28 protein-coding genes and 3 pseudogenes are annotated in these 23,179 nt (G+C 70.1%); 16 read left to right on the plus strand and 15 right to left on the minus strand.

Annotated elements, in window-relative coordinates:
* Positions 1–51 precede the first annotated feature (51 nt).
* From E0504_RS33345 to E0504_RS33360, 4 genes are all read left to right on the plus strand, one after another.
* Positions 52–2,280, plus strand: a complete 2,229-nt coding sequence (locus tag E0504_RS33345) for a cell division protein FtsK (RefSeq protein ID WP_131626555.1) — start codon at positions 52–54, stop codon at positions 2,278–2,280.
* Between the two features lie 386 nt (positions 2,281–2,666).
* A complete protein-coding gene (locus E0504_RS33350) occupies positions 2,667–3,539 on the plus strand; it encodes a DNA cytosine methyltransferase (RefSeq protein ID WP_131626556.1) in 873 nt (290 codons plus the stop codon).
* Between the two features lie 23 nt (positions 3,540–3,562).
* Positions 3,563–4,489: a DUF2637 domain-containing protein gene (locus E0504_RS33355; protein ID WP_131626557.1), complete on the plus strand. Its 927-nt coding sequence runs from the start codon at positions 3,563–3,565 to the stop codon at positions 4,487–4,489.
* A 2-nt stretch (positions 4,490–4,491) separates the two neighbouring features.
* Positions 4,492–4,779 (plus strand): hypothetical protein, encoded by a 288-nt coding sequence (locus E0504_RS33360; protein WP_131626558.1) that lies wholly within the window; start codon positions 4,492–4,494, stop codon positions 4,777–4,779.
* A gap of 163 nt (positions 4,780–4,942) precedes the next feature.
* Here the strand turns inward: E0504_RS33360 and E0504_RS33365 are convergent, their stop codons facing one another.
* The 3 genes from E0504_RS33365 to E0504_RS33375 form a co-directional block, all read right to left on the minus strand.
* The gene (locus E0504_RS33365) at positions 4,943–5,344 is read right to left on the minus strand and encodes a hypothetical protein (RefSeq protein WP_131626559.1); all 402 of its coding nucleotides are present in this window, start codon (positions 5,342–5,344) and stop codon (positions 4,943–4,945) included.
* Between the two features lie 805 nt (positions 5,345–6,149).
* Entirely contained in the window at positions 6,150–6,395 is a 246-nt protein-coding gene (locus E0504_RS33370; protein ID WP_131626560.1) for a hypothetical protein, read from the minus strand.
* Complete coding sequence (locus E0504_RS33375) at positions 6,392–6,793, minus strand: hypothetical protein (RefSeq protein WP_243657735.1); 402 nt, start codon at positions 6,791–6,793, stop codon at positions 6,392–6,394. Before E0504_RS33375 ends, E0504_RS33370 begins: the two co-directional genes overlap by 4 nt.
* Positions 6,794–6,984: 191 nt before the next feature.
* Here E0504_RS33375 and E0504_RS33380 point away from each other — a divergent pair, with 191 nt between their 5' ends.
* The 4 genes from E0504_RS33380 to E0504_RS33395 all read left to right on the plus strand — a co-directional run bounded on the left by E0504_RS33380 (position 6,985) and on the right by E0504_RS33395 (position 9,192).
* Positions 6,985–7,242: a hypothetical protein gene (locus tag E0504_RS33380; RefSeq protein WP_131626561.1), complete on the plus strand. Its 258-nt coding sequence runs from the start codon at positions 6,985–6,987 to the stop codon at positions 7,240–7,242.
* A 413-nt stretch (positions 7,243–7,655) separates the two neighbouring features.
* Positions 7,656–8,549 (plus strand): phosphotransferase, encoded by an 894-nt coding sequence (locus E0504_RS33385; RefSeq protein WP_131626562.1) that lies wholly within the window; start codon positions 7,656–7,658, stop codon positions 8,547–8,549.
* A 184-nt stretch (positions 8,550–8,733) separates the two neighbouring features.
* Positions 8,734–8,892, plus strand: coding sequence for a hypothetical protein (locus E0504_RS33390; protein ID WP_235014717.1), 159 nt, complete (start codon positions 8,734–8,736; stop codon positions 8,890–8,892).
* Between the two features lie 57 nt (positions 8,893–8,949).
* Positions 8,950–9,192, plus strand: a complete 243-nt coding sequence (locus E0504_RS33395) for a hypothetical protein (protein ID WP_243657736.1) — start codon at positions 8,950–8,952, stop codon at positions 9,190–9,192.
* 164 nt (positions 9,193–9,356) lie between these two features.
* Here E0504_RS33395 and E0504_RS33400 read toward each other — a convergent pair whose 3' ends face one another.
* From E0504_RS33400 to E0504_RS33410, 3 genes and pseudogenes are all read right to left on the minus strand, one after another.
* A complete protein-coding gene (locus E0504_RS33400; RefSeq protein WP_235014721.1) occupies positions 9,357–9,626 on the minus strand; it encodes a VOC family protein in 270 nt (89 codons plus the stop codon).
* 313 nt (positions 9,627–9,939) lie between these two features.
* Positions 9,940–10,578, minus strand: a pseudogene (locus tag E0504_RS33405) (response regulator transcription factor); the annotation flags it as partial.
* The gene (locus E0504_RS33410) at positions 10,569–12,485 is read right to left on the minus strand and encodes a histidine kinase (RefSeq protein WP_131626563.1); all 1,917 of its coding nucleotides are present in this window, start codon (positions 12,483–12,485) and stop codon (positions 10,569–10,571) included. The gene E0504_RS33410 and the pseudogene E0504_RS33405, both read right to left, overlap by 10 nt.
* Before the next feature lie 160 nt (positions 12,486–12,645).
* Here E0504_RS33410 and E0504_RS33415 point away from each other — a divergent pair, with 160 nt between their 5' ends.
* Together E0504_RS33415 and E0504_RS33420 are read left to right on the plus strand one after the other, a co-directional pair.
* On the plus strand, positions 12,646–13,257 hold the full coding sequence (locus E0504_RS33415) for a hypothetical protein (protein WP_131626564.1): 612 nt from the start codon (positions 12,646–12,648) through the stop codon (positions 13,255–13,257).
* A gap of 49 nt (positions 13,258–13,306) precedes the next feature.
* Entirely contained in the window at positions 13,307–13,582 is a 276-nt protein-coding gene (locus tag E0504_RS33420) for a hypothetical protein (protein WP_131626565.1), read from the plus strand.
* Between the two features lie 514 nt (positions 13,583–14,096).
* Here E0504_RS33420 and E0504_RS33425 read toward each other — a convergent pair.
* The gene (locus tag E0504_RS33425) at positions 14,097–14,378 is read right to left on the minus strand and encodes a type II toxin-antitoxin system RelE/ParE family toxin (RefSeq protein WP_131626566.1); all 282 of its coding nucleotides are present in this window, start codon (positions 14,376–14,378) and stop codon (positions 14,097–14,099) included.
* Positions 14,375–14,656, minus strand: a complete 282-nt coding sequence (locus E0504_RS33430; RefSeq protein WP_112108529.1) for a type II toxin-antitoxin system Phd/YefM family antitoxin — start codon at positions 14,654–14,656, stop codon at positions 14,375–14,377. Before E0504_RS33430 ends, E0504_RS33425 begins: the two co-directional genes overlap by 4 nt.
* Before the next feature lie 265 nt (positions 14,657–14,921).
* Here E0504_RS33430 and E0504_RS50660 point away from each other — a divergent pair, with 265 nt between their 5' ends.
* Complete coding sequence (locus E0504_RS50660; RefSeq protein WP_165938688.1) at positions 14,922–15,080, plus strand: hypothetical protein; 159 nt, start codon at positions 14,922–14,924, stop codon at positions 15,078–15,080.
* A 114-nt stretch (positions 15,081–15,194) separates the two neighbouring features.
* Here the strand turns inward: E0504_RS50660 and E0504_RS33435 are convergent, their stop codons facing one another.
* The 3 genes and pseudogenes from E0504_RS33435 to E0504_RS54475 all read right to left on the minus strand — a co-directional run.
* Entirely contained in the window at positions 15,195–15,764 is a 570-nt protein-coding gene (locus E0504_RS33435) for a dihydrofolate reductase family protein (protein ID WP_131626567.1), read from the minus strand.
* Between the two features lie 213 nt (positions 15,765–15,977).
* The gene (locus E0504_RS33440; protein ID WP_112108530.1) at positions 15,978–16,382 is read right to left on the minus strand and encodes a YchJ family protein; all 405 of its coding nucleotides are present in this window, start codon (positions 16,380–16,382) and stop codon (positions 15,978–15,980) included.
* Between the two features lie 367 nt (positions 16,383–16,749).
* A pseudogene (locus tag E0504_RS54475) lies at positions 16,750–17,044 on the minus strand (nucleotide disphospho-sugar-binding domain-containing protein); the annotation flags it as partial.
* A 46-nt stretch (positions 17,045–17,090) separates the two neighbouring features.
* Here E0504_RS54475 and E0504_RS33450 point away from each other — a divergent pair.
* Entirely contained in the window at positions 17,091–17,822 is a 732-nt protein-coding gene (locus tag E0504_RS33450; protein WP_207974633.1) for a histone deacetylase, read from the plus strand.
* A 7-nt stretch (positions 17,823–17,829) separates the two neighbouring features.
* On the opposite strand, the gene E0504_RS33455 is transcribed toward E0504_RS33450, so the two are convergent.
* Entirely contained in the window at positions 17,830–18,717 is an 888-nt protein-coding gene (locus E0504_RS33455; RefSeq protein WP_160144343.1) for an alpha/beta fold hydrolase, read from the minus strand.
* Between the two features lie 151 nt (positions 18,718–18,868).
* Here E0504_RS33455 and E0504_RS33460 point away from each other — a divergent pair, with 151 nt between their 5' ends.
* On the plus strand, positions 18,869–19,360 hold the full coding sequence (locus tag E0504_RS33460; protein WP_071064623.1) for a GbsR/MarR family transcriptional regulator: 492 nt from the start codon (positions 18,869–18,871) through the stop codon (positions 19,358–19,360).
* Between the two features lie 330 nt (positions 19,361–19,690).
* On the opposite strand, the pseudogene E0504_RS33465 reads toward E0504_RS33460, so the two are convergent.
* A pseudogene (locus tag E0504_RS33465) lies at positions 19,691–20,110 on the minus strand (IS630 family transposase); the annotation flags it as partial.
* Positions 20,111–20,289: 179 nt separating this feature from the next.
* Here E0504_RS33465 and E0504_RS33470 point away from each other — a divergent pair.
* A complete protein-coding gene (locus tag E0504_RS33470; protein WP_131626569.1) occupies positions 20,290–21,420 on the plus strand; it encodes an endonuclease/exonuclease/phosphatase family protein in 1,131 nt (376 codons plus the stop codon).
* A 181-nt stretch (positions 21,421–21,601) separates the two neighbouring features.
* On the opposite strand, the gene E0504_RS33475 is transcribed toward E0504_RS33470, so the two are convergent.
* Complete coding sequence (locus E0504_RS33475) at positions 21,602–21,961, minus strand: EthD domain-containing protein (RefSeq protein WP_112108533.1); 360 nt, start codon at positions 21,959–21,961, stop codon at positions 21,602–21,604.
* A gap of 342 nt (positions 21,962–22,303) precedes the next feature.
* Between E0504_RS33475 and E0504_RS53615 the strand changes: the two genes are divergently transcribed.
* The gene (locus E0504_RS53615) at positions 22,304–22,435 is read left to right on the plus strand and encodes a hypothetical protein (protein WP_306769286.1); all 132 of its coding nucleotides are present in this window, start codon (positions 22,304–22,306) and stop codon (positions 22,433–22,435) included.
* A gap of 76 nt (positions 22,436–22,511) precedes the next feature.
* Here E0504_RS53615 and E0504_RS33480 read toward each other — a convergent pair whose 3' ends face one another.
* A complete protein-coding gene (locus tag E0504_RS33480; protein WP_112108535.1) occupies positions 22,512–22,850 on the minus strand; it encodes a DUF4326 domain-containing protein in 339 nt (112 codons plus the stop codon).
* A gap of 60 nt (positions 22,851–22,910) precedes the next feature.
* On the opposite strand from E0504_RS33480, the gene E0504_RS33485 reads away from it, so the two are divergent.
* Positions 22,911–23,141 (plus strand): excisionase family DNA-binding protein, encoded by a 231-nt coding sequence (locus E0504_RS33485; protein ID WP_112108536.1) that lies wholly within the window; start codon positions 22,911–22,913, stop codon positions 23,139–23,141.
* The last annotated feature ends 38 nt before the right edge of the window (positions 23,142–23,179 follow it).

The following is a 23,179-nucleotide window of genomic DNA, read 5'->3' on the forward strand; positions in this document are numbered from 1 at the left end:
AGACACCGCGCCCCGGGCTCCCCACCCCTGCAAGGAGAAGGGACCACCATCATGTCCGATCACAGCCACCCCCCGCCCGACGAACCCGCGAGCCCACCCCCGGACGGCCCGGGTGCCGACGGGGCGTCGGGTGGGTGGGTGCCCGACCTCGACGCGGTCCGCGCCGAGCTGGAGCGCTACCTGCCCGCCGACCGACACCCCGTCCCCCTGCCCGCGCCCGAACCGCTCCCGGTGCCCATGGCCGTCGAGGGTGTCGAGGCGGCCGGGGAGGTGCTGGTTCCGGTGGATCCGCCCCGGCCGCCGCGGCGCCGGCGGTTGGAGCCCCGGCCGGGTGCCCGGCGGCCGATCATCCCGTCGTGGCTGCGTTCGTGGGTGGCGCTGCGGGTCGCGGCCCGGTGGGCGGCCGGGCACTACTCCTACACCGCCGCCTACCACGCGGTGCGTCTCCCGCTCTACGCTGGCCGGCTGGCTGCCCGTGCGCCGCGGGGTGCGGGACGGCTGGTCGCGGGGGCGGTGGGCTGGCTGGTCGACCGTGACGCCCGGCCGGTGATCGCCGCCGCGATCCGCCAGGAGGACGCCAGCACCTATCTGCGGCTTGCTCGTCTCCACGACACCCGTACCCGGACCCGGGCGATCCTGGCCGGTCTGGTCGGCCTTCCGGCGCTGGTGCTGGCGGTGTGGTGGTGGGTCGCCGCCCCGACCGGCGCACATCTGCCGATCCTCGCGGCCGCTATCGCGGTGCTGGGGGTGGTGGGGGCACCGGCGGACCGGCCGCTGATGAGCCCGGCCGTCGTCCCGACCCGGGTCGGCCGGCTGACCGCCGACGTCGTCACCCGCGCGCTCGGCGCACTCGGTATCGCGGAGATCAACCGGGCCCGCCGGGAAGGCGGCGGGATCACCTACCCATCACCGATCATGCGCGACGGGCCGGGCTGGCGGGCAGAGGTCGACCTGCCCTACGGGGTGACCGTCTCCGACATCCTGGAACGCCGCGAACGGCTCGCCTCCGGCCTGCGCCGCCCCCTCGGCTGTGTTTGGCCGGAAGCGGGGCATGACGCGCACGCCGGCCGGTTGATCCTGTGGGTGGGGGACCAGGACATGTCGCAGGCCCCGGCCGCGCCGTGGCCGCTGGCGCAACGGGGCCTGGTCGACGTGTTCGCCCCGCTGCCGTTCGGGTCTGATCCGCGCGGCCGGGCGGTGTCCATCTCGCTGGTGGAAAACAATGTGCTGGTCGGGTCGCTGCCCGGGGCGGGGAAGACGTCGGCGGTGCGGGTGCTCATGCTCGGCTGCGGGCTGGACCCGACCTGTGAGTTGTGGGTGTTCAACCTGAAAGGCACCGCCGACCTCGACGCGGCGGAGAAGTTCGCCACTCGCTACGCCACCGGCCTCGACGACGCCACCGCCGAAACCACACTGGCAGCGCTGCGAGAGCTGCGGGCCGATATTGCCCGTCGCGCGGAGGCTATCCGCCGGTTGCCGAAGGATCTGTGTCCGGACGGGAAAGTGACCCGGCAGATAGCCGGGCTACGTTCCCAGGGCCTGCACCCACTCGTCACGATCATCGATGAATGCCAGAACCTGTTCTCCCACCCCGACTACGGCAAAGAAGCCGGGGAACTCGCCACCGCCATCATCAAACTCGGCCGCGCCCTCGGCGTCGTCCTCATCCTCGCCACACAACGACCCGACGCCGCATCACTGCCCACCGGGGTGTCATCGAACGCATCTATCCGGTTTTGCCTGCGGGTGATGGGACAGGTCGAGAACGACATGATTCTCGGCACGTCGATGTACAAGAACGGTATCCAGGCGTCCACCCTGCGGCCATCGGACAAGGGAATCGGCTATCTTGTCGGTGCGACCGATGAGCCGATGATTGTCCGCGCCGCCTACATCGACACCCCCACCGCGGAGAAAATAGCGGACCGGGCGCGGGCCGCGCGGATAGCGGCCGGGCGGCTCGCCGAGCATGCCCCACGCGAGATTGCGGCGGCGGAACCTGTGACGCTTTCCCTGCTCGACGACATTCTTACCGTCATAGCCGACGCCGAGAACCGGGTGTGGTCGGAAACCGTCGTCGCCCGGCTCGCCGAGCTGCGGCCGGACCTGTACGGCGGATGGGGTCCGGAACAGCTCGCGGTGGTGTTGAAGCCATACGGCATCGAGACCAGCCAGATCAACCGGCGAGTGCGCGGGAAGGTCGTCAACCGGCGCGGCATCGTCCGCCACGACGTCGCCGCCGTGGTGGCTGAACGTGACCGAAACGGGGTCCGCGGATAGGTCAGGCGGGTGCTTGCGCAAGCGGCCTCCCTGCTTGCGCAAGCACCCCCTGTAAGCGCCAAAAATGCCCGTTGAACAGGGAGAACACCGGTAAGCGGCCTGGTCGCAGCAGGCGCCGAAACCCGCGAAAACCGGCCTCCCAGGCCCCCTCCGCCCTCCCGCTTGCCCTCTCGCCACTCCCCACCGACCTGCGCCACTCTGCGTGATCGAAGCGCGCGGTCGCAGCTGGAAGCCGCTCGACGGCCACGACGCCCCCGCGCCTCCGGGAATGCCACAGAATGCCGTGGTAACCGCTCTCGTCGGCTCCCCGCCGGCCTTTCTTTCGATCGCCGTTCCGTGCCTTTCTGTGCTATCCATCGTGTCTTCCTCTGAACCGGAGAAAGAAAATGTCGACCGTGCTTGACCTCTTCGCCGGTGCCGGCGGATGGTCCCTGGCCTGCGCACAACTCGGCCTCCACGAAATCGGTGTCGAGTGGGACCATCAGGCCTGCGAAACCCGCCGCGCCGCCGGACTGCCCACCATCGAAAGCGACGTCGAGGCACTACGCCCCGATGACTACATCGGAGTAACCGGGCTGATTGCCTCCCCGCCCTGCCAGCCATTCAGCGTGGCGGGAAACAGGATGTGGCTCGCCGATCCCCGCGGCCGGCTCATCCACCAGCCTATGCGGTTCGCGCGGGCGCTTCACCCGGCCTGGATCGCGATGGAAGAGGTTCCCGCCGTCCTGCCGATCTGGGACCGCTTCGCCTACGAACTGCGCCGAACCGGCTACGCCACCTGGACCGGAATTCTGTCCGCCGAGGAATACGGCGTGCCGCAGACCCGCCGCCGTGCCTTCCTCCTCGCCTCCCGCACCAAGGACACCGTGGGCCCGCCGCAGCCTACCCACACCCGCTACCGGCAGCGCGCCGCACGATTCACGCCGCCTCTCAAGTCGTGGCGCAGCATGGCCGACGCGATCGGTCGAGGATTGATCGACCGGCCGGCGTTCACCGTGACTACCCGTGGGAATTCCTGGGGTGGTGCCAGCGTCCGCGAAAACCTCCGAGCGGCGATGGAGAACGGCCGGTGGATCGGACCAACGGACCGTTTCACCTTCGCCGAGTTCGGCTTGTTGCAGTCCTTTCCCGGCGACTACCCCTGGCAGGGAACCGCCAGTAGCCGGCAGGTGCAGGCCGGGAACGCGGTCCCGCCCGCTCTCGCTGCCGCCGTCCTTTCCAGCCTCGCACTTCCCGAATCCCTCACCCGAGCCGCATAATTCCCGGAACGGAGAAGCTCGACATGACCGTGACCCCCGACTCCGCCGCCCAGGACGCACCAGACCCGGCCGCGGCCACCCCGACAACCCCCACCGCGGCCGGAAGCGGCGACGATCCGGCGCGGGCCGGGCCTGTCCCCGCCGACACCACGTCCGGGAGGCAGGGACGCGCGGAACGTGTGCTCGGCGCGGCGTTGCCGGTGGTGCTCGCGGTGGGGGTGTTCTGCGTCGCGTTTGTTCACGTCCACGATGTCGCCGCCTGGGCTGGGCAACCTGACTGGGCCGCCTGGCTGATCGCCGTGTCCGTCGAGCTGATGGCGCTGGCGTCCATCATCGAAATCCGCCACCGGCACCGCAGCGGCGCCCGGGTCCGCTGGCCCGTCACGACCCTGGTTGCGGGTGTCGGGATGTCCGGCGCGGCGAACCTCACCGCCGCCGGACCCGACGCGCTCACCGGTGCTCCCGGTGTCTGGGTGCCCACGATGGCGCTGTGGCCAGTCGCGGCGTTCGGCCTGGTCGCCGGGCTCAAAGCGACCCGGCCCGACCACCCGGCACCCACACCGGCGACGGCCATCAACCCCACCCGCGGCCCCGCACCACCGGTCGGTGACCGGGCGGCGGGCGACGGCCCGCAGGCTGACCGGACGGCCTACGTCGATGCCACCGGTCCGCCACCAGCGGCCCTGCCGGCCGATCTCCTGGCGGCCGGGCGGGCGGTCGCCGTCGAGCTGACCCGCCAGGGCCGACCGGTCACCCGGACCGCACTTGCCCGCGGTGTCCGCCAGCGCGGGCACCGCTGCTCCACCGACCGGGCCGCGGTCCTGCTCGCCGCGGTCCGTGAACCCGAACCAAAGCCGCGGGAGCTTCCTGCGACTGGCCCCTCCGCTCCCGAGCCCGGTGGACCTTTTCCCGAGTCGCCCACGACCGTCACAGAACCGCTCAGGAGCTGACCATGGCCGCTAGTAACCCCGAGGACAGGGCACTCATCGCCCGGCTCGCCGCCCACGCCTCGTGGGCGAACACCCCCGACCGGGCCGCGCGGACCGCCCGCGGACGCGCCGCCTTCCTGGACCGCTTCGACCGCCAGGTCGACCCGGACGGCACCCTCCCACCCGCCGAACGCGTCCGCCGAGCTGAGTACGCCCGCCGCGCGTACTTCTCCGCGCTCGCACTGCGCTCGGCGCAGGCACGACGCAAGAACCGCGCCAGACCGAAGCAGGACACCCCACCCCGGCCCTGACCGGCCAGAATGTCCTCCTGCGCCCCGCGTGACCGGCCGCACGGTAACGGGGTGACAGCCGGACAACGTCAGCGGCCCTCCACCCATGCGGGCAGAGGGCCGCTCGGCGGCTTGGCCACATCCGAGTGCGGGTGGGGACACCCCCCCGCGTGGCCGTCGACCGTCACGTGACGATCGTGGGGGCGGTGTCGGTCGAGGCAACGGCCCGGGGGCGTAGGGAGGCGCGGCGGGCCCGCTCGGCGAGGGAAGCAAGGTGGGAGACAAGCGCGTCGACCGCATCACCGCGGCGGGGATGGGTCTCACACATCCGACCCTTCCGCCAGGCCCGTGCCACGCTGCCCGCCACGTCACGGGCCTGCCACGCCTTCCCGCCATGAGGGCCGTAATCGGGACGCACCGTCCCGAGAAGCACACCGCCCATGTGGACGTCCTGCGTGCCGCTGACGTCGGAGTCCACGCGGCGGACGACGGGAGTGTCTCCTTCCGAGGCGTTGGCGACGGCGCGGACCGCCGCGGACAGCTCGGGGGACAGCGGCCTGTCCCCGCGGTCTGTCCGGATCACCACCGGCCGCTCCCGCCGTCGACGGGAACCGGCCGGCCGTGGTGCAACCTCCTCCGGGCCGGCTACCGGCCTCGCCGGCGCGGTCGCCACGTGACGATCGTCGGGAAGGGCCGGCACGGTAGCCGCGGGAGCGGGACCGCTTTGCTCGGAACGATCGTCACGTGACGATCGTAGATCGGGCGACGTGCCCGACGACGGTGCCGCCGGTGGGAGGGGCGCGAGACGGTCAGTATCCGACGGAGGTGCCGTCGGCGCGGGAGCGACGCGGGCAAGCAGCGCCGTCGTGCCGTCCCGCACCACGGCGAGCAACGCATCGTCGGGCCGGCCACCAGCGTCCAGCACCCCGGCCAGAGCACGGATGGCGTCGAGCAGCCCGGCGACGCTCGCCGGGTCCACCGGGGGAGTGGCGCGGGCGGCCTGGCGAACTCGGTAGGCGCGCTGCTGACAGCCGCGAGAGGCGTACCGCGGTACCCGGCCCCCACTGGCAGGCGCGGCCGGACATGTCCGGCCGCAGCCACACCCACACAGCCCGTCCGCCGGAACCGGATCGGTCATCACGTGACGATCGCCCATGACCGGCATGCTAGGCCAATCCCGGACGATCGTCACGTGACGATCGTTCCCAGGCGCCGGACCGAGGGCCAACCACGGCACCGGAAGACCGGCAGGCCGAGCGCGCCGGCACCAGCAACCCCGTCCCGACCGGCCGGAACCCCGCGGCGACCCGCGAACACGCGAACGGCCCCCGAACACGCGAACGGCCCCCCGCCCAACAGGGCAGAGGGCCGAGTGCAGGCGACGGACGGGCTCAGCGTCGTCCGCCCGCGATCCGGGCCGGCAGCACCTGGTACGACTCGACGCCGTACAGGTCAGCCCACTGCCGCGCCGCAGTCTCACTCCCGAACGGACTCACCACCTCGACCAGCGCGCCCGCGCCGTCGAGCACCACCAGGCCATAGATCAACGGGCGCCGCCCGGTCGTGGATACCACTCGCCGACGCGTCACCAGGCCACCGTGGGCGCCGGTGACCGGCAGCACCATCCGCGCGCTCATGACCCGTCGCCTCCGCCGAAGACGCTCCCGCTCTCGGTAAACGGGTCGTCATCGGCCAGCCGTAGCAAACGGGGCGCAAGCCCGCCGGTCGCGCGCGGGTGCTGGTCGTGAACCCTGAAGTGCAGCTCGCCGCCGGAACGCGTACCGGACAGGTCCGCCATGCTCGCGAACTCGCATCCGATCGGCAGCCCCCGCAGAGCCGCGGCGAGACTCGCCGGATGCGCGCCGGCCGGCACGTCGACCACGACGTACCGGAACGGCCCGGTGCCCGTCTCGCGGACCCGCACCGCTGCCGGATCGGAGGCACCTCCAGGTGCGGACAGGTCGGCCGGATGGGAGTCGGGTGTGGTTGCGGCCGGTACCCGGGGGTGAGGGCTGGCTGATTGGCTGTGGGGCACGGCGTGATCCTTTCTGTGAAGGCGATCGCCGAGAACTCGCCCGGACATGCGGCGTCCGGGCGAGTTCGTCTTTCTGGCCCCTGGTCGCGGTCGACCGGGAGGTAAGGGTACCGCGAGTAGGTGACGCACGTAACCGCCATGAATAACCAATGCGCGTAGGTTACTTAGCGTAGTCGCTAGCGTGCGCGCACATGGAGTCGTGGCCGAGGCGGGAGACGATCTCGCTGGCGGAGCTGGCCGACGCGGTCGACGTCGACGCGCTACGCGACCTCATCGGGCGCGGCTCACGCCAGCGGCAGCGGGTATCCCGCGCGTACGCGGTGCGGGTCGCGACCACGAAGGGCTTCCCGGATCCGATCTTGGATCATCCGAAGCTGAGGCTCTGGCACCGCGGCGACGTCGAGCACTGGCTAGACCTCAACCGTCCCGGATGGCGGGGCGACGGATGATCGTCCCGATGTACCTCTTGGTGTCGCGGACAGCCGGGTCAGCGGTCTGGCGAGGCCACGCTCAAGGAAGATCTTTCACACCACGGTAAAGTGGCGCACTTTCGTTCACGCCGGATCAGCGTCTTTGCAGCTGAGCACAGCGATAACGTCAAAATAACGGCCAGTTCACCGTGGTCATCGACGCCTACCGGGCCGACAGGTCGGGTGCCTGACCAGTGTTTTCCTGGTTCGGGACTTCCGGGTCTCGTGGCACTGCGCTCGCCGCGGGAGTGAACTGCGGTCGGCGTGGTGGATGGCTGTCGGCTACCACGCCGAGTTCTGATCTTCGGGCTGTGGGTGGGATCGGTGGGGATTACTGCTGGGGTGCCTGCTGGAACAAGGGTGGGTGACGGGCTGGAGTCGCGGAGGATCCCATGGCGGACACCGAGGTGCGGGCAGGGTGGGGGAGAAGCGGTCTGAACGCCGATCAGCTGCGGCATGCGCGACGGTGCTATCCGGACTTTCGTCCCCGGCGGACGGTGGCGAACACCGGCAAGGCGGTTCTGCTGGCCGGCACCTACGGGGATCAACCGGCCGTCCTGAAAGTACTCACCGATCAGACGCGGCCGTGGCGGGGGCGGTTCGCCCGTGAGAGCGCCGCCTACGAGGTGTTCACCGTCGCACCTCCACCGGTGCGTGTCCCGGTGTTGCTGGCGCCACCCTCCCCTGGGCTGCTGCTCGTCGAGCGGATATGCGGCCTACCGGTGGCCCGCCATCGCTACCTGGACGCGACCCTGCCCGCGGCCGCTGCCGACGCGCTCCTGCACGCCGCCGACACGCTCGCGGACTGGACGGCACCGGTGGTCTTCACTCCTGTGGTCGACTATCCGCAGCGCATTCTCCGTTACGGCCCCGGTGGACATGGCGTGCTCGGCGCTGACAGCGTCATGGCACTGCTCGCTCTGTACCGGCGCGTCACCGCTCGGGCCCGGTGGCAGTTCGCCCACGGGGATCTCCTGCCTGCCAACGTGCTGCTCGACGACGACGCCGTCTCAGCGGTACTCGACTGGGAGTACGCCGGGCTCTACCTGCCCGGCTACGACCACGCCCTGCTGTGGGTCCTCGCCGTGGACGACCCGGACCTGCAGTCCCGGACCGCCTCCGGCCTCGACGGGGACGCCTTCTGGCTCAACGCGGCGGTCCTGCTCGCCCGGGAGATCCGCATCCACCGTGACGAGGCCGACCGGCACCCGGCCCTCGCCGCGCGCCTGGACCGTCTCCGTCCCCTCGCCGTCGAGGTCACCCGTGCTGTCGCCACCCGCCTCTGATGGAGAGGCGGGCACCCCTGCCTGGCGGTCGCTGCGTTCTGTCGGTGGCAGCTGGCATCCTTACCGGGTGGAGATCCCGGCGGATGCCCTCGCTTCCCGTTCACCAGCCACGTCGGCCACGGCGGGCAGCGAGCGAGCAAACGGCGAACGTGCCGCCTACTACCGTGCACGGGCCGCTGAGGCGATGGCGCGTGCACGCCGCTATGTCGGGCGGCCATGGACGTCCGATCCTGGCCTGCGGGTGCAGGTCGAGGCGATCCTCGCGTTGCCTCCTGAGGACAGGCTCCGGATGCTCGAAGCCGAGGCCGGGGTGCTGTCCGACCTGCGTCCCGCTGTGGGGTAGCCGGCTGTGACCGGGTTCCATCTTCGCGGTCTGCTGCGGTGCCTCGCCGACCATCGGGTGAACTACGTGATCGTTGGTGGGGTCGGTGCCCGTCTGCAGGGTTCCCCCAACATCACCGGTGATCTCGACATCGTTCCGGAACCGACTCCTGACAACCTCGCCCGGCTCGCGGCAGCCATCTCCGGCCCGTCCACCCAGAAGAAGGCGCCAGTGGATAGCGCTGCGTTCGACCGCGATCGGATCGCGTCGACCATATGTCCGTCGGCGGGATCCAGTCCCGCGGCGCGTGCGTGGCGCTAGTCTTGAGGCTGCACTACGTGGATGCGGTCGATGTACGGCGACCGCACCGGTACGCCAGCCACCCTTCGCGGTCCCCATCCGCCGGTCATCGGACAGCAGGCAGGGCCAAAGGGGGGCAGGGTGGTTGGCCTACCAGCACCCGCCCTTTCCCCGCTGGCTCGCTATCACGGTCCTTCGAGGCCGATGATGGTTCCGAAGGGGTCGACGAGTTGGCAGATTTGTCGTCCTTCGGTGACGGTGAGCGGTCCGCGGTGGTGCCGGCAGCCGGCGTCGAGGAGCTGCCCGCGGACGGCGTCGAGGTCGGTGACGGACCAGTAGATGACGGGGGATCCGCCGCGTGGGTTGCGGTCGTCGTCGGCCTGGTGGAATCCGAGCTCGATGCCGGACACGTTCAGCCAGGCGTAGACGGAGTCGCCGTCGACGTCGAGGTGCACCGGGGCGTTGAGGACGCCGGCCCACCGGCGTGCGGACTCCTCGGATCGTCGGCGAAGGTCATGACGATGGTGGGCGGTCCGAACACGGGAATGCCTCTCCGCGGGGACGACGATCTGGAGAGGCTATCCAGCCGCTGTGGTCTGCGGTGGGTCACCGGTCGAGGCCGTGCAGCGATTCCAGACCGGTGGCCGAAGCGAAATACCTGAGCGCGGCGAGCAGGTCCCGATCCGTCCAGCACGCCCCGATCTGGCGTGAGTGGTGGACATAGCAGGCCCGCACCCATGGCCCTGGCCGTTGGCGCGGGGCCCATGCGCGTAGGAAGCGCAGGACCGCGAGTACGCGCCGGTGTTCGCGCTCGCCCGGTGCCAGGTCCAGTTTGGCGAAGATAGAGGTCACGTGCGCCTCGACCGTCTTCACGGCGAGGTAGAGGTCGGTGGCGATGGCGGTGTTGGAGTGTCCGCGTGCCATGAGGGCGAGTACCGCCCGTTCCCGTTCGGTGAGCCTGCCCAGCGGGTCGTCCTCGCGGCGCCGTGCGACGAGGCGGACCACCAGGTCAGGATCGATCACGGTGCCTCCGGCAGCGACCTTGCGGAGCTCGGCGCCGAAGACGTGCAGGTCGGAGACACGGTCTTTGAGCAGGTAGCCGACCCCGCCGTCGAAGTCGGTCATCAGCCGCAGAGCGTGGTGGACCTCCACGTACTGTGACAGCACCATCAGCCCGACCGAGGGTGCTGCGGCTCGGACGGCTCTCGCCGCCTCGATGCCCTCGTCGGCGAAACCCGGTGGCATCCGCAGGTCCAGCACGGCCACGTCGGGTGGGTCGCCGTGCACCATACGGACCAGGGTGTCCCCGTCGCCGCACCGGCCGGTAACGTCGAAGCCCATCTCGGTCAGGATGCGGGCCAGTCCTTCGCGGAACAGGATGGCGTCGTCGGCCAGCATCACCCGCACGGGATCACCGTCCGCAGCCGCGTTCCGGTGGGTCCGCTGTCGACGATCAGCCGGGCGTCGAGGGCGGCGAGGCGGTCGGTGAGTCCCTCCAGGCCGGATCCCGGGCGGGCCTGTGCTCCGCCGACGCCGTCGTCGCCGACCTCGAGCAGCAGCCCGCGCCCGGTCAGCCGCGCGGTGACGGTCGTGATCCGGGCCTGGGCGTGTTTGGCGGCGTTCGTGAGGCCCTCGCTGACGACGAAGTACGCCGTCGCCTCCACGGCGGGTGGCAGCCGGCGGTCCACGGCGACGTGCAGCCGTACCGGAACGGCCGACCGGTCGGCGAGGAAGTCGAGCGCGGCTTCCAGTCCGTCCTGGGTGAGCACGGCCGGGTGCAGCCCGCGCGCGGTCTCGCGCAGCTCGGCGGTGGCCGCCAGCAGCTGTTGGCGGGCGGACTCGGCCCGCTCGGCGAACGCGGTGGCGCCGTCGGCGGCCTTGGCGAGCGCGCCCAGTTCCAGCGCGACGGTGACCAGCCGCTGCTGGGCCCCGTCGTGCAGGTCGCGTTCCAACCGGCGCCGGGCCTCGTCGCCCGCGACGACCAGCCGCTGGGCGCTCGCGCGCAACTCGAGGACAAGACCCGCCTGGGCTGCCAGGTCGGCGAGCAGGCCGCGCTCCTGGGAGGTCAGCGCACCACGCGCCCCCATGGTCACGGCGAGCGTGCCGACGGTTCGGCCCCCGTGCGCCACCGGTACCGCATGCCCGCCGAGGGTCAGCTCGTCGAGGGTCCGGACCTCGTCCGGGTATCCCGCCGGCCACGCCGACACGGCGCGCAGCCCGTCGGCTGGTCCCGTCCACAGCACCACCCGCCGTGCGCCCGTGCCTTCGGCGACTGTGGCGCACAGCCCGTCGAGCAGCCCACTCGCCGGGCCCGTCAGCTGGGCGGAAAGCCGGGACAGGGCCTCGTACGGGGTGGCTCGGCGGCCGTAGACGACCCGGTCCGCCACCCGCTGGGCGCGGTGGCGCAACGGCTCGAACGCCACGGCTACCAACGCGGTGGCCAGCAGCGCGAGCAGAGTGCCGGAACCGCCGATCAGGCTGCCGACAGCGACGACGACGACGGCGTACCCGAGGGTCACCACCGCCGCCATCGCGCCCCAGACGAGCGTCGCGTTGATCACCGGGTCGACGTCGTAAAGGCGGTACTTGAGGATCGCCGCCCCCGCAGCCAGCGGCACCAGCGGTACTGCCAGCAGCCCGGGTACGGGTGTTCCCCACCCGATCAGCCCCGCGGCCATCACCATCCCCGTCGCCGCCACGGCGAGGACGAACCAGCGCAGCTGTCGGGACTCGTCGCCGTCGGCGCGTACCAGCCGCCCGATCGCGCACACCACCCAGACGAGCTGGAACGCCGGGTAGCCGATCGCTATCGCGACGGGGTGGACGGCGGCCGCGGTCGCGGCGCCCGGGACGTGCAGCGGATGCGGCGCGGCCAGCGGCACCCGTCCGTACTCGACCGGCCACAGTGCCGACATCGCCGCGAGTACCGCGCCCAGCAAGGCCAGCGCGCAGACGGCCGCCCGCCAGGCCGGCGAGGGCAGCCGCCCGGTCGGGAAGCTCATGAGAGTCACCGCGGTCAGCACGAACACCAGCGAAAGCGGCCACACCCCGAGCCAGCCGATCCAGGAGGCGGCGGGCAACGCGGGAGAGTGCAGGCCGTACTGGCGGGCGGCGAACATCGCCGCCTGCGCGACCCCGGTGGCGACGAACAGCCAGGCCTCGCGGTTGACCGGCCGCTGCCGCACCACGTAGAGCCCGACGGCGGTGAAGACGACGGCGAGCAGGCCGTTGTGCAGGTCGTCCAGCCGGAACCCGAGGGCGAACCCACCCGCCACCAGCGTGGTCACAGCGGCGGCGGCCGCCGATCCCGACATGCGTGGCGGGATCCGAAGCATTGCGACATGGTGTACCGGGCACTCGCCGTGCGGAACAGGGACAACCCTTGCCATCCCGCCGGGTCGGCTTGGATGTGTCGCCGCGGCCGAACCGCGACCGTGATCGGGTCCGATTCGGTCAGTCCCCGAGGAGCGTCCCGTGAACGCCGTTCCCGGCTCATCCGCCGACCGGCTGCTGACGGCGTCACTCGTCGTCGCGCCCGTCCTCTACCTGGTAGCCAACATTCTTTACGCCCTGCGCGGCTGGGAGTCCGACTCCGCGGGCGGGGTCTTCCACGTGCTCGGTGCCACCGCCTACACCCTCGTCCTGGTCCGGGTCGCGACCTGGACATCCGGCACGTTGACGGCTGTGCTGCTGGCCGTCGGTTCGATCGGGATCGCCGGCAACGTCGCCTACGGCTTCGACACGATCCACGTCGCTCTCGGTGACGTCTCCCTCGTCGATCGGGACGGCGCGGCCACCCTGATCAAACCGCTCGGCCTGGGCTTCCCGCTGATGCTCCTCCTGTGCGCGATCGCACTGCGAGGTGTCGCGCCGCGATGGACGGTGTCCCTGATCGGGCTGGCTGCGCTGGCGTTCCCGGTCGCGAACATCGGCGACGTCCCTGCGCTCGGTATCGCGGACAGCATCGCCGCTGTCATCGGTTTCGGCGCACTGGCCGTGCGGCGAACGCCCGCACCGCCGCCACCACTTCCACCGGCTGCTGACTCCACCGTGAGCGGATCTACGACAGCAAGGATGGCGTCATGAATCGGGGCTGGATCCGACGGATCGGCCTGCTGTCCTCGTGGCCGCGGCCGTGAGCTCGGGCTTCGTCGGCACTGCCGACGCGGCGAGTGTCTCCGGGGCGGGGACGCGCGCCGGCGACTTCAACGGTGACGGCCGCGACGACGTCATCAGCTGGCTGCCGACGTATCCCGACCTCGTCGCGTGGGTCGCTCAGTCGCAGTACGGGGTAGCCGGCGTCAGCAACTACTACTCCTTCGGTCCGGCCACGGTCTGGCACAACAAATTCCCGTCGACAGGTGCAAACGTCGCACCGCTGTCCGTCTGGTTCTACTGGTTCAGCTGGTAGAGCCGCCGGTAACGTTGCTCGAGCGGATAACGAGCCGCGCTCACGCGAAGACGCCGAACGCTCTCCCCTTTGCCTCGGAGGGGAGAGCGTTCGGCGTGGGGACCGGTGGCCTGACTGCTGGCCGTCCCCCTCACGTCCGTGGACTCCACCGCGAGGTGCCATCGCGGTCAGGAACGCGCCGAAGCACGGCACGAGGAGCAGGAACGCCCGCGCGGTCCGCCCACCAGGCGCGGACGTCTAGGACGTGGCGTGCGCCGCCGAGCACGCACGACAAGCTGCTCACCTTGTCGGGGGCAAGCCTGGTTCCGCGTCGACCGCCCACCCTTCGGCCCGGATGGCGACCTGGATGGAAGATCGATAACACCACGGTGAACTGGCGCACTTCCGTTCGCCTCTGATTGGTGACTTCGCAGCTCGGCACAGCGGAGAACGTGTATTGAACGGCCAGTTCACCGTGGTCATCGGCGCTTACCGGGCCGATCGGTCCGGCGTCTGACCAGTGCTCTTCGGGCGGTCAGCGGTGGTAGACGTCGCGGCGGTGGTCGATGGCGACGACCGTGACGGTCATGGCCTTGTCGTCGATGCGGTATATAACCCGGTAGGTCCCCCGCCGCGCGCTGAACCGGTCATCGAGCGGTGGCATGAGCCGTTTCCCGACCCGGTAGGGAGCGTCCAGGAGCGGCCCGGTGATCAGTTCGTAGACCGCTGCGGCCACGGTGTGGGGGAGACTCTCGTTGAGTGCGCGGCGGGCCGCTGGAGACATTTGGAGGACGTAGCGGCCGACGGGGTCGGTCATGCGGCGCCGAACTTGCGCCGCATGTCCTCGGCGATCTCCTCTGCCGTCACGACTTCGCCGCGAGCAAGCTCGGCGTCCGACTCGGCGAGCTGACGCATCGTCAGCGGGTCGCTCAAGATCGCGATTGTCTCCTCCAGGCGCTCCAGATCCTCGGCGGCCATCAACACGACGAAGTCGCGGCCGTTACGGGTGATGTGCACGCGCTCGTGCGTCCGATCGACCTCGTCGGCGATCTCGGACAGCCGGGCCTTCACGTCGGACAGCGGTAGCGTCTGCATAGACCAGAATTCTAGTCTCCTCTCAGGTGAGGGCTGGCCTGGTGCACGTGGACGGACGATGTTGGTTGAGGCATGCCGCGATGTCGTCCACGGTCGAGAAGCGGGCGTGGCCGTGGCGGAACCGCGCGGGCCGCGGGTCGCGGCAAGGGCTGGCTTGCGCTACCCGGCCTCTGGAGGGCGGCGGCGCGTCTCGTCGAACAGGGCGACGACTACGAGCTCGGAGCGGCCGCGCTCAGGGTCGATCTTCCACCCTCCGGCTCGGAGGATGACGCTGATGGAAGATCGACGACACCACGGTGAACTGGCGCACTTCCGTTCGCGTCCGATCGGTGTCCTCGCTGCTCAGCACGGCGGAGAACGTGCAATGAACGGCCAGTTCACCGTGGTCATCGGCGCTTACAGAGAAGATCGTTCAGGTCTCTGACCTGCACACTCCATGACGACGGTGGTCACGGACCCGGCGTTCGAGGGCACGCCTGTGTCGACCTCGGCGTTGTGGCGGAGTTGCCAGGCCCGCGTGCCCAGAGGCAGCCGACCTTCAAGCCGAGACTCGACCGGGCTGGTACCGCAGAGCGACCGCCCCCGACCGGAACTCCTGGCGCCCCACGAGCTTCAGCTCGAGTCGCTCGCTCAGACCGACGAACAACGTCGGCCCGTGGCCCGCCAGGATGGGCTGCACGACAAACTCGTACTCATCGATCAATCCCAGATCCGCCAAGGCCAGCGGGAGCGTCACGCCTCCCACGAACAGGCCTCTTCCAGGCTCCCGCTTGAGCTGCTGAACAGCTTTCCCCAGGTCACCCTGCACGAGCTCCGCGTTCCAGTCGACCTGGTCCAGGGTGCCCGACACGACGTACTTCTTCGCCCCGTCGATCGTCCGGGCGAAGGGGACCATCCAGTCAGCCATCCAGTCAGGCCACGTTCCCGTCGCCGGCTGCCGCCACGCCGCCTCCATCATCTTGTAGGTCACCCGGCCGAAGAGAAGGGCATCGGCTCGTTCCAGATTGGTGGCCCAGTAGCGATGCGACTCTTCGTCCGGGATCATCCCTACCCGGTGGTCGCAGCAGCCGTCGAGGGTGATGTTGATCGAGTATCGGAGCGGTCTCATGGGTGGCTCTCCCTGCTGCGGTCGCGGGCATCTGGCGGACCGTCATCAGACCGGCGCCGCCGCCATTTCTCCTCGGTCCCCCGTTCGGACCTGCTGGGAGGGTGCGAGGATCGCGTAGCCGCAGCACCGAAGGACCGGCACCCTTGTTCTGCCAGTGTCGCTCGAGGGCAGCACTGGCGAGGCTGTAAAGCCGGGCTGGAGGCGGCCGCATGATCACCGGTCGCGGACCAGCGGTCCCGTCCCGGCATCCACATAGAGCCAGCGGCCGTCGATCCGCGTGAACGTGCTGCGCTCGTGCTGCACGCGACGCTCGCCGTCCGCCGAGCGCGCGATCGCGCGGAATTCCACGACACCGGTGTCGTCGCCCGGGCCGCCGTTCACGGTGTCGACGATCTGCAGGGCGCGCCAGGTCATACCGGCGTCCAGGTCCAGGCGCTTGGGGCGCGTCGAGGGATGCCAGGTGCGCAGCAGGTACGGCGCGAGGCCGCGGGCGAAGGCGCTGTAGCGGGATCGCATGAGCGCCTCGGCGGTCGGCGCCGGGTTCCCGAGATGGAAAGGCTCGCAGCACTCCGCGTACTCCCGGTGGGAGCCGCACGGGCACTGGTCGACGACGCTCATGCGGTGCGGCGTGGCGTCACGAGAGAGTAGGTCAACTCCGCCTGCCGGCCCTCAGGACCCCTGCCAGCGCGCCCGCGTGCCTCGGCGATCCAGGTCGCCGGGTCAAGCGCCGGCCCCGGCGAGCTCGGACTCCGGCGAGGTGCCTTGTTCGTGCGCGTGTGACGAGCGCGGCCGCTGATCGGTGTGCGCGGCCGAGAGCCGGCGACCGCACGCATCCACGTGGGCGCCATCATCTCGGTCAGGAGGGACCTCCACGAGCGCACGGCGTGGGCTGAGCTGATGCCCGTCAGGGTATCGCGGTGGCGGTCTCGGTAGTCCACGACGCCCGGCGGGCGCGCGGCGAGACCTGCCGGCTGCTTCGGGGGGTTCACACGGACACGGAAGGCCTTTCTCGGCTGACCGCGTCGAGCAGCAGCGCTGCGGCCACGGTCACCCCGTCGCTGCGAATCGTGCAGCCCAGGGCTGTCGCGCGTGCGCGGGTCTCGGGGGTTCAGAGCGGTGCTGAGCGCGGCGGACAGGGACTCGGTGGTCGGAGCCGGACCGTCGTGTGCCGCGCCGACACCCAGGTCCGCTACCCGGCCAGCCCGGTACAGCTGGTCACCCGCCTGGGTTACCACCACCTGAGGAACGCCAGCCTGGGCTGCCGTCGTCTCCGCAGGGGCGTTGATCCGGGGGTGAGACGGGGGTGAGAACTGTCGACGGTCCAGGATGGGACGGGCGTGGACGTCAGCCGGGCGGCGAGCGGTGGTCGAGGAGGCCGAGGTGGCGGTGGATCGGGCGGGCACGCCACTGGTCTGGTACGTCAGTTACGGGTCGAACCTGCGGTCGTCGCGGCTGGCCTACTACCTGGCGGGCGGGACGATGCCGGGTACGACCCACGTCTACCCGGGTTGCCGTGACCGTCGTCCGCCGCGTGCCACCGCGCCGCTCCTGTTGCCGGGATCGGTGTACTTCGCCCTGGAGTCGAAGGTCTGGGGTGGTGGGATGGCGTTCTACGACCCGGCGGTGCCCGGTCTGGCCGCGGCCCGCGCGTACCTGCTCAGCCGCCAGCAGTTCGTCGACATCGCGGCGCAGGAGATGCACCGGGAACCCGGCGGCGACCTCGACCTCGACCTCGACCTCGACCTGACCGCTCTGCTCGGCGCCGGCCGGGCTGTTCTCGGGCCCGGCCGGTACGAGACGGTGCTGCTCGTCGGCCACTGGGGTCCGGTGCCGTTGCTGACGTTCACCGCCCCGTGGGGGCTGGCCGACGTCGCTCTCACCGCTCCTTCCGGGGCCTACCTGGACATGCTGGCGGCCGGGTTGCGGGAGGGCAATGGCTGGCCGCCGGCGCGGATCGCCGCCTACCTGGCCGGGCTGCCCGGCGCCCACGGCGTCTGGCAGCCCGACGAGATCGCCGGACGTCTCACCGCCGCGGACGTGACCGAATCCGCCGGGTGATCCCTCCTCACCTGGGCGTGATGTCCGTCAGGAAGGCGGCGAGCGCCGCGCGCAGCGGCCCGATGTTCCCCAGCAGGAGATGCCCGCCACGCGGCAGGACGAGCAGGTTCCCGCGCGGCAGGCGGTCGACGACAGCCCGCGCGGCGGCGGGCCGGGGAAGCGGGGAGTCCTCGGCGGTGACGACCAGCGTCGGGACGCTGATCTCCTCCCAGGGCAGCTGGTCGGCGAGCATCTCGGGTGCGGTCACGACGTTGTCGAAGATCATGCCGGCGCGGCGGGGGTGCACCGGCAGCAGGGTGGTCATGATCTCGGCCAGTTCGGCCTGGCCGTCGGCGTCCAGGTTCGTCCAGCCGACGCCGCTGGCGCGGGCGACCAGTGACGGGCGGACGGTGGTCAGCCAGGTCGGCCGCTCCGAGCGCAGCATCGCCCGCAGGACGAACGTCGGGGGCAGCCGTAGCGGCCTGGCCGCGGGCAGCACCGGGGACTCCAGCACGAGTCGTTCGACCCGATCCCGGTGGCTGAGGGCCAGCCGCGCCGCGGCCATCGAACCGGCGGACAGCGAGACGACGTGGGCCCGGTCGAGGCTCAGGGCGTCGAGCAGCGCGGCCAGCGCGTCGGCCTGGCCGGTGGTGGTGGCGCCCGGGGGCAGCTCGGAGCCCAGGTAGCCGTACCGGGACACCGCGATCGTGCGGTGACCGGGGCCGAGGCGCCGGCGTGACCAGTCCGCCGCCTGGTCCCAGCCGCCGTTGTTGCCGTGCACGACCAGCACCGGTGTTCCCTCGCCGAGATCGAGGTACTCCACGGCGCCCTGCGGTGTCGAGACGGTGCGCAGCGGCGCGGGTGGGGCGGCGAGCCGACGGCGTGCGGCTGCGAGGTCTCGTCGGTAGCGACTCACCTGCGATGATCCTCCATCGGACGGCCGGAGAGCGACGGGCGGAGTGCCGGGCGGAGTGACGGCGGGTGTGACCGGTTCCGAGGCCACTGCCTGCTGGTTGTATCAAATTTTTTGAAAATTTCTGAAAACTTAGCGCGGACGGAGTCCTGCTGTGCCGACCAGGAAGACGCCTGCCGAGCCCGACGGTAAGGCGGTGCTCCGCTACACCGAGCGGTTCGCCGGCGTGCTGCGCGAGGCTGGTCTGCCGCGGATGCCGGCCCTGGTGTTCGTCTGCTTGTACGCGTCCGAGGCGGAGAGCCTGAGCGCCGCGGAGCTCGCCGAACGCCTCGGCGTCAGCCTCGCGTCGATCTCCGGCGCGGTGCGGATGCTGACCGGAGCAGGCATCATCGTGCGCGAGCGGCCGGCCGGTGAACGGCAGGATCGGTTTCGCGTCGACGCCGACGTGTGGCTGAACATCATGCGCAGCCGGGACGTGGCGCTGGCCCGCTGGGAGGAGCAGATCCGGGCGGGCATCGAGGTCGCCGGGCCGGACAGCGTCGCCGGCCGACGGCTGGCGGAGTCCCTGGCCTTCTTCGACTTCATGCGCCGGGAACTCACCGACATGCTCCGGCGCTGGGAGGCCACCGGCCGCTCCGGCGCCTGAGAGCTGATGCACGTCGGCCGAGTCCGCGTTGGGGCGGTCCTGGGTCGCCGCGCCTGCCATCGATGGACGGGTAGGGGGCGTTCGTTCTCGCCCGGTGGGTGTCGCGTTCTGTCGGAGGCGGCTGGCACGGGTAGGGCGAGGACAGGCTCCGGATGCTCGAATCCGAGGTCGGGGTGCTGTCCGATCTGCGTCCCGCTGTGGGGTAGCCGGCCGTGACCGGGTTCCGTCTTCGCGGTCTGCTGCGACGCCTCGCCGACCATCAGGCGAGCTATGTGATCGTCGGTGGGGTCGGTACCCGTCTGCAGGGTTCTCCCAACATCACCGGTGATCTCGACATCGTTTGTCGGTGAGCAGTCCGAACCAGCGTTCGACCTGGTTGAGCCAGGAGGAGCCGGTCGGGGTGAAGTGGACGTGGAAGCGGGGGTGACGGCCCAGCCAGGTCCTGATCTCGGCGGTGTTGTGGGTGGAGTAGTTGTCGCAGACCAGGTGGACATAGAGGTCGGCCGGCACGGTTTTGTCGATGAGGGTCAGGAAGCGGCGGAACTCGATGGCGCGGTGGCGACGGTGGAGCTCGCCGACGACGGTGCCGTCGGCGATGTCGAAGGCGGCGAACAGGCTGGTGATGCCGTGGCGCAGGTAGTCGTGGGTGCGCTGTTCGGGCATGCCGGGCATCATCGGCAGGGAGCGGTCGAGGGACTGGATCTTGCTTTTCTCGTCGGCGCAGAGCACGACCGCCTTCTCCGGCGGGTTGTGAAATTTCTACCGGAATCTCATGCGGAACAATCAGATCCAGCTGCTTTCGGTTCTTCTTCGCGTCACGGCGCGTCGCTTCAGTGGTTCACGCGACTTCGGTACCGTCCGCGCCTGGCGGATGCCCTGCGCTCGCATCCTGTTCCGTGCGTCATTTTCCGGAATTAAGGAATGGATATATGGAACTCCGTGTGCGGCGGCACCTCATGCTACTGGTAGTGGTGCTGCTGGCTAGTTTTTCCTTCATTGTGCCGGCGCTGGCTGAAACGACTCCCATCCGGACGGCCATGGCCGGCTTCGACGGCCGTCCAGCCGATGGGCCAGCCGCGAAACACCTCAAGGTCAACACCTACAACCTGTATCTTGGCGCCGACCTCTCCCCAATCATCACCGCCCCAAATCTAGCGGAGATGATCCGCCAGACCAGAATCGCCTACCGGCACGTGCTGTGGGCTGACTTCCCTGCGCGGGCGCGGGCGATTGCCAGGCTGCTCGCCCGGCAACGGCCCGACGTGCTCGGCCTGCAGGAGGTCGCGCTGTGGAAAGAGGGCCCGATCGGCGGTCCGCTGCGCACCACTGTCGACTACCTGCCGATCCTGCTCAAGGCGCTCAGGGAACAGGGCCTGAACTACGAGGTTGCCGCGAAGAACACCAACTTCACCGCCCAGTCGCCGATCGGTCCTACCCGACAGGTGAGCTTGACCGATCACGATGCGATTCTTGTGCGAACCGGCACCACCGGCCGGTGGCGAGTCAGCCACTCCGAGTCGCATGATTACATGGCTCGGTTGACCATCCCGACCGCGGCGGGACCGATCGCGATTCCACGCGGCTGGTCAGCGGTCGACGTGACGGCTCGGGGCCGGACGGTACGAGTCGCCAATACCCATCTTGACCCCGACAGCCCGCAGATCCGTAACGCCCAGGCGGAAGAGCTGCGTACCAAGCTCGCCACCGCGGCACACCCGGTGGTCCTGCTCGGTGATCTGAACGCACCGCCCAGTGACCCCACTGGCCCGTACGCTCTTTTCGCTCAGGACGGGTATACGGACGCGTGGACGGCGATCCATGGCCCCGATGGCGGCTTCACCGCCACTCAGATAGACCTTGATACGGTGCCGTCAACTCTTTACGAGCGCATCGACTACGTGCTGTACAATTCTATGCGTCCCGAAGATTCAGATTCCGGACACATTCAGGTGGTTCGGGCGACCGTAATCGGCAACAAACTGCGCGACCGGACCCTCTCTGGGTTGTGGCCTTCCGATCACGCGGGCGTTGTAGCCACACTCGCGATCTCCCGTCCATAGCATTAACCTGCGTTTTCTCGGCGGTGTACCAGAGCACCTCTGCCCGTCTCGAGGATCATGAGAATTGGCAAATGCTGTTACCTGGTATTTCTCGGTTGTGGGGGACGTCGTTGGCTGGGGGAGTCCCACCACGACCAAGAACCTCGATCCGGCGGGGATGTGGTGGGTGCTCCAAACGTCGCTATCGGCGTTCGTTGACGATGTAGGTGCGTATGGACGAGCGGTCGAGGAAACGGGCCTCGTCCTCGGCGATGATCCGCCCGATCTCCTCGCCGGCGAGGGCGTCGACCGTCTTCCGGTACATTTCCTCGCTCTCGTAGGTCAGCTCGGTCATGACGTCGAACAGCCGCTCCGTGGCGCGACCCGGGGCCATGTGACCGGTCCGGTGTTCGGTGCCCTCCACCGCGAAGTTGCGCCGGTAGTCGGAATAGAAGGGCAGCAGCCTGCTCACCAGGGGAACGTGTTTCTCCTCGTAGTAGGCGATGAACTCGTCCATCGTGAGGCCTGGCCTGCGGCTCATGAGGGACACGATCTTGATCACACGCTCTCCCTGGAGATCGACGGTTCGAGCGCGGCCGCGAGCGCCCCGTACACGTCGTGCAGGAAACCCCACGGTGCGTGGTATGTGCGGGCGGGCCACGAAGCCACCGTGGATGACGCCGGGGGCCTGTGTCGCAGTTTCCTGAGAAGTGACCCCCTGGGACCTGGTGGGGCGCGAGGCGCGCGGTGGCCTGACGGATGATCAGTTCATGTCGAAGATCCTCCAAGGTCCGATGACGATCGGGCTGAGCGGTTCGTGCGGGACCGAGGGACGGCGAGGTATGCGGCCCGGCAGGCAAGCCGTGGAGGCCGGGCGACAGCGACGGCCGGCCAGCCTCCGGCGGTGAGGTGGACGTCCGATCCCGGCCTGCGGGTGCAGGTGGAGGCGATCCTCGCGCTGCTTCCCGAGGACAGGCTCCGGATGCTCGAAATCGAGGTCGGGGTGCTGTCCGATCTGCGTCCCGCTGCGGGGTAGCCGGCTGTGACCGGGTTCCATCTTCGCGGCCAGCGTGGTCAGGGGTGCGGCCGACACCCAGCCGCACCGGGGACTGTCAGGCCCCGGCACTCTCGGTGGCGAGGCGAGCGAGTACGTCGGCGTGACACGGCTCGTCCAGCGGGCACCAGCACGCCAGCTGATGGCCGGCGAGGTCGGGCAGGTGGTCGAGCACCCAGGAGCGGGAGACCATCCCCACGCGCCGGCCCCCGGGCAGCTCGTCCGGTCCCTCACCGGCGAGCCATGCGGCGTACCGCCGGATGGCGTCGGCCCGGCCACACTCACGGTGATCGAACGGGTTACCCCACGGGGTGGTCCGGTCGACCTTCTCGGCGCCCGCCGGCATGCGCCACCCCGGGACGCGGGACAGCCGGATGCGGGCCGGGGTGGTGGTCATACTGCCTCCAGGTCGTGCTGCGCGACGTCGTACCTGACGGAGGGGAAGCGCATCAACGTCATGCCCGACTCCGCTGAGGTGACCACACAGCAGGCGGCTGACTTCCTGACCGTGTCCCGGCCCTATTCGATCAGGCTGTTGGAGTCCGGCGAGATCCTGTTCTGTCTGGTCGGTACCCATCGGCGGGTCAGGTTCCGTGACCTCCACGAGTACCGGAGCCGCGACGACCTGGAGCGCGGGGGTGCGGCCGACGACCTGACCGGGCTGACCCAGGAGCTGGGGATGCACTGACCGATGGCCTTCACGGTGGTGGTCTACGACGCCAGCGT

The organism is Parafrankia sp. BMG5.11 (assembly GCF_004337455.1).